This window comes from Escherichia sp. GZ89, assembly GCF_019366485.1.
Classification (GTDB): Bacteria; Pseudomonadota; Gammaproteobacteria; order Enterobacterales; family Enterobacteriaceae; genus Escherichia; species Escherichia fergusonii.
In genome coordinates this window covers 105,104-114,138 of sequence record NZ_JAEOHX010000013.1, presented here as the reverse complement: position 1 = coordinate 114,138, position 9,035 = coordinate 105,104, and the positions used below count along the sequence as shown (strand labels likewise).

Annotated in this window: 7 protein-coding genes and 2 pseudogenes; 4 read left to right on the top strand and 5 right to left on the bottom strand. The window is 51.6% G+C overall.

Annotation, left to right across the window (positions count from 1 at the left end; all coding sequences use genetic code 11):
• Positions 1 to 67 precede the first annotated feature (67 nt).
• Positions 68 to 496, top strand: a pseudogene (locus K0335_RS18460) (lipopolysaccharide core heptose(II)-phosphate phosphatase); the annotation flags it as partial.
• 39 nt (positions 497 to 535) lie between these two features.
• Here the strand turns inward: K0335_RS18460 and nudI are convergent.
• Positions 536 to 961, bottom strand: coding sequence for a nucleoside triphosphatase NudI (gene nudI / locus K0335_RS18455; protein WP_104919512.1), 426 nt, complete (start codon positions 959 to 961; stop codon positions 536 to 538).
• Positions 962 to 1,190: 229 nt separating this feature from the next.
• On the opposite strand from nudI, the gene K0335_RS18450 reads away from it, so the two are divergent.
• From K0335_RS18450 to K0335_RS18440, 3 genes and pseudogenes are all read left to right on the top strand, one after another.
• Entirely contained in the window at positions 1,191 to 1,733 is a 543-nt protein-coding gene (locus tag K0335_RS18450) for a YfaZ family protein (protein ID WP_000739003.1), read from the top strand.
• A 99-nt stretch (positions 1,734 to 1,832) separates the two neighbouring features.
• The gene (locus tag K0335_RS18445) at positions 1,833 to 3,035 is read left to right on the top strand and encodes a nicotinamide mononucleotide deamidase-related protein YfaY (RefSeq protein ID WP_104919511.1); all 1,203 of its coding nucleotides are present in this window, start codon (positions 1,833 to 1,835) and stop codon (positions 3,033 to 3,035) included.
• 218 nt (positions 3,036 to 3,253) lie between these two features.
• A pseudogene (locus K0335_RS18440) lies at positions 3,254 to 3,412 on the top strand (helix-turn-helix domain-containing protein); the annotation flags it as partial.
• A gap of 230 nt (positions 3,413 to 3,642) precedes the next feature.
• Here the strand turns inward: K0335_RS18440 and K0335_RS18430 are convergent.
• From K0335_RS18430 to glpA, 4 genes are all read right to left on the bottom strand, one after another.
• Positions 3,643 to 4,590 (bottom strand): ISNCY family transposase, encoded by a 948-nt coding sequence (locus K0335_RS18430; protein ID WP_219393998.1) that lies wholly within the window; start codon positions 4,588 to 4,590, stop codon positions 3,643 to 3,645.
• A gap of 193 nt (positions 4,591 to 4,783) precedes the next feature.
• Positions 4,784 to 5,974 (bottom strand): anaerobic glycerol-3-phosphate dehydrogenase subunit GlpC, encoded by a 1,191-nt coding sequence (glpC, locus tag K0335_RS18425; RefSeq protein WP_104919508.1) that lies wholly within the window; start codon positions 5,972 to 5,974, stop codon positions 4,784 to 4,786.
• Positions 5,971 to 7,230 carry a glycerol-3-phosphate dehydrogenase subunit GlpB gene (glpB, locus tag K0335_RS18420; protein WP_001209889.1) on the bottom strand — a complete coding sequence of 420 codons (1,260 nt, stop codon included), beginning with the start codon at positions 7,228 to 7,230 and terminating at the stop codon, positions 5,971 to 5,973. The genes glpC and glpB overlap by 4 nt, the downstream gene beginning before the upstream one ends.
• Complete coding sequence (gene glpA / locus K0335_RS18415) at positions 7,220 to 8,848, bottom strand: anaerobic glycerol-3-phosphate dehydrogenase subunit A (protein ID WP_104919507.1); 1,629 nt, start codon at positions 8,846 to 8,848, stop codon at positions 7,220 to 7,222. Before glpA ends, glpB begins: the two co-directional genes overlap by 11 nt.
• Positions 8,849 to 9,035: the final 187 nt, after the last annotated feature.

Genomic DNA, 9,035 nt, shown 5'->3' with positions numbered 1-9,035 from the left:
CATTTGATCATATGACAAGATGTGTATCCACCTTAACTTAATGATTTTTACCAAAATCATTAGGGGATTCATCAGTGCAGAGCGTTGTGATCGTTCCAGTAATGAGTGCCTGTCTGATAAGACCGGGATCACTGTTAAAGGCGCTAATGATGCCCGCTCACTTGGAAAGGAATTAACGACCGATATTAAAAAGTATGACCTTTATGCCAGTGATACTGTTCGTACTATCCAGTCTGCGACCTGGTTCGCAACTGATAAAAAAGTGACTGTAGATAAAAAATTTCAGCAATGTGGAAAAGCTATTTACAGTGCAATTAATGATGTGCAAATGAGATCGCCAGATAAGAACATCATTATTTTCACCCATAATCATTGTCTGAGCTATATAGCAAAAGATAAGCGAGATGTTAAATTTTCCCCTGATTATCTTGATGGTTTAGTGATGCATGTCGAAAATGGAAAATTGTTTCTTGACGGAGAATTCGTCAGGTATTAATCAGTAGCGATGACAGCCATTAATGGCTGTCATATTTTGTTACAGCAAACCTTTCAGACTTAATGTTTTTCGTGTCGCAACATTTAAATCATATTGTGCTAAATCTTGTGGTTTCACCCAGGCAAAATCCTGAAACTCTTCATTAATGGTGATTTCCCGGTTAGCGGAGACACAATCAAATATCAGGTAGATCATGTAAATCTCTTCCTTTGTGCCATCAGCATAGGTTTTCATACGCACGTCGTCACTGAATGTCCACGGGGTGATCTTTTGCAGAATTAACTTATCGCCCAATTCTTCGCGAATCTCCTGGCGCAGAGCGTCTTCGATACGTTCACCTGGTTCAACGCCACCACCCGATAACGCCCATTGACCTGGAAACACACCTCGATCATCCGCCATCTTACACAGCAGATAAGCGCCATCATTTTGAATTAATGGGCAAACAATAGTCCTTTGACGCACGATTCACTCCTCGATGTCGATGTAATGAACAAAAAGAATACGGGAAGTTATGTGATGATGAAAGGGAAGACTATTGCTGTTTTAAACCCATGCATAACAGCCTGATTCAGGAATTACTTAGTTACAATTCGCGATTAGATCGCCAGATTAGATCATTGATTCCTTTGCAACTGTCAGTACAATCCCCGCGATTTTTGGGAAGTTTATTGATGATTTTAAAAGGGTAACGATGAAAAAAAATGCAATTGCCGCGCTGATGGGCATGTTGTTAATCTCCGCTTCGGCGAATGCTATCAGTATCAGCGGTCAGGCGGGTAAAGACTACACCAATGTCGGCGTCGGTTTAGGAACGGAATCCAGTGGTCTCGCACTGAGCGGTAACTGGACACATAGCGACGACGATGGCGACGTTGCAGGCCTTGGACTGGGGCTGAATTTGCCAGTGGGGCCGCTGTTAGCGACTGTTGGCGGTAAAGGTATTTATACCAATCCGAATGATGGTGAGGAAGGCTATGCCGCTGCTGTTGGTGGTGGTTTGCAGTGGCAGATTGGCGACAGCTTCCGTCTGTTTGGTGAGTATTATTACTCCCCGGACTCGCTTTCCAGTGGCATCGACAGCTACCAGGAAGCTAACGCTGGGGCGCGTTTCACCATTATGCGTCCGCTCAGCATTGAGGCTGGTTATCGCTACCTCAATCTGGCAGGTAAAGATGGTCATCGCGATAACGCCATCGCTGACGGTCCATATGTTGGCGTTAACGCCAGTTTCTGATGCCTTCCGGCGCGGCCTTCTGTCGCGCCATTCAGTTTCTTACTACGCCTTATCTCCCTTTGCGTTATAGTGATTCGATAACAAAAGCAGGAGATAACCATGTTAACAGTGGAAATGTTATCCACCGGGGATGAAGTGTTACACGGGCAGATCGTCGATACCAATGCGGCATGGCTGGCCGATTTTTTCTTTCATCAAGGGTTGCCATTATCTCGCCGCAATACGGTGGGGGATAAACTTGATGATTTAGTGACCATTCTTCGCGAACGTAGTCAGCACGCCGATGTGCTGATCGTTAACGGCGGGCTGGGACCGACCAGTGATGATTTAAGCGCACTCGCTGCTGCGACAGCAAAAGGTGAAGGCCTGGTGCTGCATGAAGCCTGGCTCAAAGAGATGGAACGCTATTTCCATGAGCGTGGACGAGTAATGGCACCGAGCAACCGTAAACAAGCGGAGCTGCCTGCCAGTGCTGAATTTATCAATAACCCAGTAGGCACCGCCTGTGGTTTTGCCGTGCAGCTTAATCGTTGCCTGATGTTCTTTACCCCCGGCGTACCGTCAGAATTTAAGGTGATGGTCGAGCACGAAATCCTGCCGCGCCTGCGCGAGCGTTTTTCTTTACCACAGCCGCCGGTTTGCCTGCGTTTGACTACCTTTGGTCGTTCGGAAAGCGATCTGGCACAAAGCCTGGACTCCCTGCAACTGCCGCCGGGTGTAACAATGGGCTATCGCTCCTCAATGCCGATTATCGAACTGAAACTCACCGGACCGGCAAGCGAGGAACAGGCGATGGAAAAACTGTGGCTGGACGTTAAACGTGTTGCCGGACAGAGCGTGATTTTCGAAGGCACCGAAGGACTGCCCGCGCAGATCAGTCGCGAATTGCAAAGCCGTCAGTTCAGCCTGACATTGAGTGAGCAATTCACCGGTGGTTTAATGGCTCTGCAACTTTCTCGCGCAGGTGCGCCGCTGCTGGCGTGTGAAGTGGTTCCTTCACAGGAAGAAACCCTGGCGCAAACTGCGCACTGGATTACAGAACGGCGGGCCAACCATTTTGCCGGGCTGGCACTGGCTGTTTCTGGTTTCGAGAACGAACATCTCAACTTTGCGCTAGCCACGCCAGACGGCACTTTCGCTTTGCGTGTGCGTTTTAGCACTACGCGCTACAGCCTGGCTATTCGCCAGGAAGTCTGCGCAATGATGGCGCTTAATATGCTGCGCCGTTGGCTGAGCGGTCAGGATATTGCCAGCGAGCATGGCTGGATTGAGGTTGTTGAGTCCATGACCTTATCCGTCTGATTCCGCCACTCTGTGCCGGTTTACTGCACCGGCACATTCCTTCCATCGAAAACCTATCCAACCTGTTGTGTTATATAAGAAAAAATCCGTACGCTTATTCACGAATTTGTGCGTAATTTCTCCAGTCCGCTGGACGAGGAGCGGGATTTAATGCGCTTCACAATTTTACTCCCTCTGAGTGACCAGACTGGTTCCAGTGTCTAAGACTGGAGTCCAGTATATTGGAATCAAGCAAAGTTCCCGCCCTGACACGGGCTATCGATATTCTCAATTTGATTGCCCGCATTGGTCCCTGTAGTGCTGCGATGATCATTGACACATTGGGGATCCCTAAAAGCACGGCCTATGTGCTGCTTAATGACCTAAGCGTTCGGCGGATCTGCGCTGCGGGTAAAGCGGTTGGTTTTCTGGCTGTGGCTCCTGATATGGCGCAGCAATGCCTGACGTGGGAAGCGAACTTTGTCGCTGTTGGCGTTGGCACGATGCTCTACAGCGATGCCCTGGATCAACGACTGGCGATGTTTAAATCAGGCAAAAATGGGCCACAAATAAAAGGTAGTTATTAATATCAAAGGCCCACGGGGAATTGCACGTGGGCCTGTGTTAATTAGTGGTTATTGGCTGCCAGATCGGCTTCGCTTAGCTGGGTGGCTGCGAGCACCAGGTCATGATCGATGCCCTGTTCCAGCATGCGTAAGGCAATTTTAATGGCTTGTTCATGCATGCCTTGCTGCAAACCTTCTAATTTACCCTCCTGCCAGCCTTCAAGCTTACCTTCCTGCCAGCCAATTTGATGCCCTTCCTGCCGTAGCCGTTCAGCAATAGTCATTAATCTCTCCTTTTGTAGTGGTGAACGTTCGGCAATCTCCTGAATAAAACGGGTGAAACGGGAGGTATCGCCGCATTGCAGCAGATAATTAAACAGCGTTTGTAGCTGGCTGTCATTAGTGAAGCCTCTAACCAAAAGCGTGGTGATCCTGTCGACCATACCGATTAAATCGCGGTCGCGAATATGCTTTTGAATCAGTTCAAGCAGAGCTATACGCCGATGTTGCATGATCTCATCGTCAGGCACGATGGTGATATCCACCAACGGAAAAGCTTCGGTGTACAACTGCCGGGCAAGTTGCGGATCATCAAACTCATCCAGCCAGTTGAGTGAGTACGGGTAGGGCGAGGTTTCGCCGTGATAAAACAGCAACGGCACCACCAGCGGGACTCTGTCATAGCCTTTATCCAGGTGACGCTGCATGGCGGCGGTAGCATAGCGCATTAGCCGAAAAGCCATATTCTTTTCCGCGGAACTTTGATGTTCAATCACGCAGTAGATATACCCGTCACCGTCGCTGGTTTCCACCGACCACAAAACATCCGAGTAGTAAGCGCGTAAACTTTTCTCAATAAAGCTGGTGGGTTCCAGGCGTAAAGTTTGCAGGTCGCAGAGCTTGCGCAGTGGTTCTGGTAGATGTATTTCTAGAAAATCTCGCGCCGTATCGGGCGAGAACATAAAGGTTTTAAATACCGCATCCGGGGAGGAGGTTGTTGATTCGGTCATGGTTGTCCGTCACCTGATATTTATGATGACGGGACATTACGGGGATCGCAGGCCGATAACATCTGGCAGTTTTAGCCTTTGCGAGAGGTTTTCAGAAGTATTTTTACTGCGATGCAACGCATACATTGGGTACGGAACCGTGTACGCAAAAATGCCCGATAAGCCATGAACTCATCGGGCATCAGAAGGGCACTTAAGCCAGCGCTTTTGCCAGCAGTGTAATTGGGTGTTCGCAGCGAAGGCTTGTGGACATCTCAATCTGCCATTTGCAGGTTTCGCAGTCGGTGACCACCAGATCCGCGCCGCTTTCTTCTATCTGGCGGAACAGTGGTGCACCGATGGCTTGTGAGGTGGGGTAGTTCTCTTTTTTGAAACCGTAAGTTCCGGCAATACCGCAGCACTGGGAATCCAGCACCGTTAACTCAAGCCCCGGGATTTTACGCAACAGCTCCAGGGTGTAGAGCGTCCAGCCCATTTTTTCCATATGGCATGGTGTGTGATAAACCACTTTCAGCGGCAGCGATTTCAGCGGTAACGTTTTGCCTTCGTCCAGCTTGCGCCACAGCCAGCGGGTCGCCAGTTCGATATGATCGCGCAAGCCTTTGTTGTCGACATTCAGCACTTCCGGGTATTCGTCACGCAGGGCAAATGTACAGGTTGAGGAGGTGGCAATCACCGGAATGCCTTTTACCCCTACCGCTTCGCGGATCGACTCTACATTCGTGATTGCTTGTTTACGTGCTTTATCGGTAAAACCGTTGGCGATGAGCGGCACGCCGCAACATTTTTCTTTGCTCAGCAGTTGTACGCCGGTGCCCATCGCGTTGAGCACTTTAATTAAATCTTTGCCTAACTGCGGATGGTTGTAGTTAACGAAGCAACCGTGGAAGAAAGCCACCTGGTCTTTATACTGCGCTTGCTGGGTCGCCACGCTGCGATACCAGCGACGAAACGTACCGAAGGAGTATTTCGGTAGCGTGCGGCGGTGATCGATTTTTAAGGCTGCATCAAGCAACTGCCGCACCGGTTTCAAAGAGGTTGCAGTGTTAACGATCGGCGCGAACGGCGTGGAAACGCTGCCCATCAGGTCGGTATGGCTTAAAACAAAATTGCGCAACGACGGGCGCGTGGTGTCATATTTCGCCCGCGCGCGCTGGATGATATCGCCAATCTTCACATCGGACGGGCAGGCGACTTCGCAACGTTTGCAGTTGATGCAATATTTCAGTGCCTCGTCATACAGTGCACCATCTTTCAGACGCAGACGCTCGCCATCCGGCCCGGCTTGTTTTGGCCCTGGATAGCTGGGATTCACCCGGCTCACCGGGCAGGCGGTGGTGCAGACGGTGCACTTAATGCAGTTTTCGAAGCTGGTGTCGTTCATTGTTGGCCTCCTGCGCGTTGGGCAATCTGTTGAGCGGCATGTAAAGCACTGACGGCACAAACTCCGCCGCCGCATCCCTGGGCGATGGGATCAAATCCGCCCAGCACCGAACCGATGGCAAACAGGTTCTCAATGGTTTTCCCTGCCTGTGACGGGCGTAGTGCCTCATCAGTGGTTACACCGAATTGCTGCCACGGTTGCGGCGCAAAAAAATCGCCCTTATACCATTCACCCCGCGTGGCGGTTTGTAGCACATCAAGGCCGACAATCGGCTCACGAATGCCTTCACGTTCCGCTACCAGTCCGCCACTAAAGAAACTGCCGCTGGCGAGCACGGCAAAGCGTGGACGCAGCGGGATATCGGCGTGATTGCGGGTCCAGATTTCATTCACCATGCCATTTTTACAGGTCACTTTTTTCACTTCATCGCCCGGCATCCACACGCCACCCTGGCGCACAAACTGGCGCTGTAACTGGTTTTGCAGACGAATGCCCAGCACGGATGGCGGCAGCGTTGGCAAAAGCATCAGTGAACAAGGTAGTTTTTCATTCAACCAATGCCACAGTTTGTCATCGGCCAGGCCGAAGCAGGCGGGCATCAGGATCATTTCGCAGGTATTGGCGACAGGAATAAGTGCATCAAGTAATAGCGACCAGTTCTCTTCGTTATCAAGGAAACGGGCGATATTCACCGCGCGAAACTCGGTGGCGTTGTTGCGTAGCACATCCAGTTCCGGCAGTTCAATTTCAGCAGTTTCAACCGAAAGATCCAGTTCGCGCAACGAAGCCGCCGCAAGATGCGCCTGAAAATCCATCAGCCCGCTTATCCCCACTACACATATCTTCTTCGCGGGTAGCGGCCAGACGGGAACTTCTGGCGAACTTAACCAGGTAGAGCGCAGAGTGCCGAGCGGCGTAATCCGCTGGTGAGCCTGTTCTACGCTGCCCTGCAATTGCGCACCGCTTTCAGCGATTAATGCCTGCGCCTGGCAAGCGAGATCGAGCACGCGTTGTGGCCCGAGAAGAGAGTAAGGATGGGCAGGTGCCTGCTGACGCAAAGATTCCAGTCCACTGTGAATGTCTGTCACAGCTTGACCATCTGGCAGATGGCTCAGCAAATCCAGCGAACCGGAAGAGAAATGCAGCGCGCTTTGACCACGCGTGACAATGGCACAGCGCAGGCCGTGTTTTTGCAGTTGCAGGCCACAGAGTAATCCGGCGAGGCCGCCGCCCATAATGACAGTATCAAAGCGCATCTTTCTGCTCCTTCTCCAGACCACACAATCCCTGATAAACCCAGCGGGTAAATTCGCTTTCGCGCAGTGCATCTCCCCAGGCGATGGGTTGCACGCCTTTCCAGCGTTCGTTAAGGAAGGTGGAAAGTTGCTCGATAGATTGCGCGGACGTCGTGACGTTAAATCGTTGCAGCAGTCCGGCAGCGCGGCAGGCGCAGAGTTCGCCCTGGCAGGTACCCATCCCCACACGGGTACGACGGCGTAAATCCAGCAGGCTATTAACGTTTAAATTTTCTACCGCGTACTGCACTTCACCCGCAGTTACCGCTTCGCACTCACATACCAGGCTACGGTGCTGACGGCCTTCGCTCAGCCAGGCAGGCGTGCGATCGCCATGACGATAAACCGCAGAACCGCGCAGCGGGGCAGGCAGGGAGATCACTTTACGCAAGGTAACTTCAGCGGGTTCCTGTGAACCTGGAAGTGCCAGATCGGCGGTCGTACAGGGGCGCGTGTTGCCCAGCTTGCGACATACCGCGTCGGTAGCCCATTCCGCCATCAGCCGATAGGTCATCAGTTTGCCACCGGTGATGGTGATAAATCCGTCCAGACCATCGCGTTCAGCATGGTCGAGCAGCACGATACCACGACTGACGTTACGTCCGCTCGGGTCGTCATCGCTGGCAACCAGCGGGCGCACGCCAGAGTAGGCCCGCAAAATGCGTGTTTTCGCCATAACGGGTGCCAGTTTTTCCCCTTCACGCAGCAGAATATCGACTTCTTCTGCCGTGACCCGGTTATCGTCGATCTCATCATAATCAATACGTAATGAGGTGGTGCCAATCAGCGAAATGGTATCGCCAGGCACCAGAATATCGGCGTCAGAAGGTTTACGGCAGCGGTTGATCACATGCTGGTTAATACGGTGATCCATGATCAGCAGCGATCCTTTCGCCGGGAACATGCGAATGCGCAGATCGGCATATTCGGCGATATGTTGCCCCCAGATCCCGGCAGCGTTCACAACGACAGGCGCATGGAGTGCCTGGGTTTCGCCGGTGAGATGGTTACGTACACGAACGCCGCACACCGTCGCGCCTTCACGAATCAGTCCCGTGACTTCATGAGCGGTAAGGATAACGGCACCGTGTTCTTTGGCATCCAGCATGTTTGCTGCGGTCAGACGAAATGGATCAACAGTGCCATCCGGAACTTTCACCGCGCCAATCAGTGCCGGGTTAACGGCAGGTTCGATAATGCGCGCTTGCTGCGGATCAATCGCTTCTGCGCTGATCCCTGCTTCTTCGCAGGCCTGAATAAAAGTGGCCTGGAAGGAGAGGTCATCTTCCGGCAGGGTGATAAACAGGCCGTTGGTTGGTTCAACGCAGTGACGCGCAATACGTTTCAGTATCTGGTTTTCACTAATGCATTCGCGGGCCGATTCCGCATCCGTTACCGCATAGCGTGCGCCGCTGTGCAATAGCCCGTGATTACGCCCGGTGGCGCCTGTTGCGATGTCGTGGCGCTCAACCAAAATCACGCGCAGCCCGCGCAGGGCACAGTCGCGGGCAATCCCGGCTCCCGTTGCGCCGCCGCCAATGATAATCACGTCACCTGTTTGCGAGTCGCGAGTTTTCATTGTTATCCCTCAAAAGTTCGTTTCTTACCATTTAGCCATACAAATCTGATGCTTTGTTTGATTTCGCGCATATTCGCTCAAATATCGAAAGCGATGTGTGATTTTGTGCGCCTTTATGAGCATTTAAACAATCGATTTCAATAATATGTGCGGTAATTCACATTCATATTGTGAATAGTTATTTAAC

What these genes read in the sequence shown, in the direction of transcription:
- K0335_RS18450 (WP_000739003.1), top strand. Translation starts at nt 1,191, where the DNA reads ATGAAAAAAAATGCAATTGCCGCGCTGATGGGCATGTTGTTAATCTCC.
- K0335_RS18445 (WP_104919511.1), top strand. Translation starts at nt 1,833, where the DNA reads ATGTTAACAGTGGAAATGTTATCCACCGGGGATGAAGTGTTACACGGG.
- K0335_RS18430 (WP_219393998.1), bottom strand. Translation starts at nt 4,590, where the DNA reads ATGACCGAATCAACAACCTCCTCCCCGGATGCGGTATTTAAAACCTTT.
- glpC (WP_104919508.1), bottom strand. Translation starts at nt 5,974, where the DNA reads ATGAACGACACCAGCTTCGAAAACTGCATTAAGTGCACCGTCTGCACC.
- glpB (WP_001209889.1), bottom strand. Translation starts at nt 7,230, where the DNA reads ATGCGCTTTGATACTGTCATTATGGGCGGCGGCCTCGCCGGATTACTC.
- glpA (WP_104919507.1), bottom strand. Translation starts at nt 8,848, where the DNA reads ATGAAAACTCGCGACTCGCAAACAGGTGACGTGATTATCATTGGCGGC.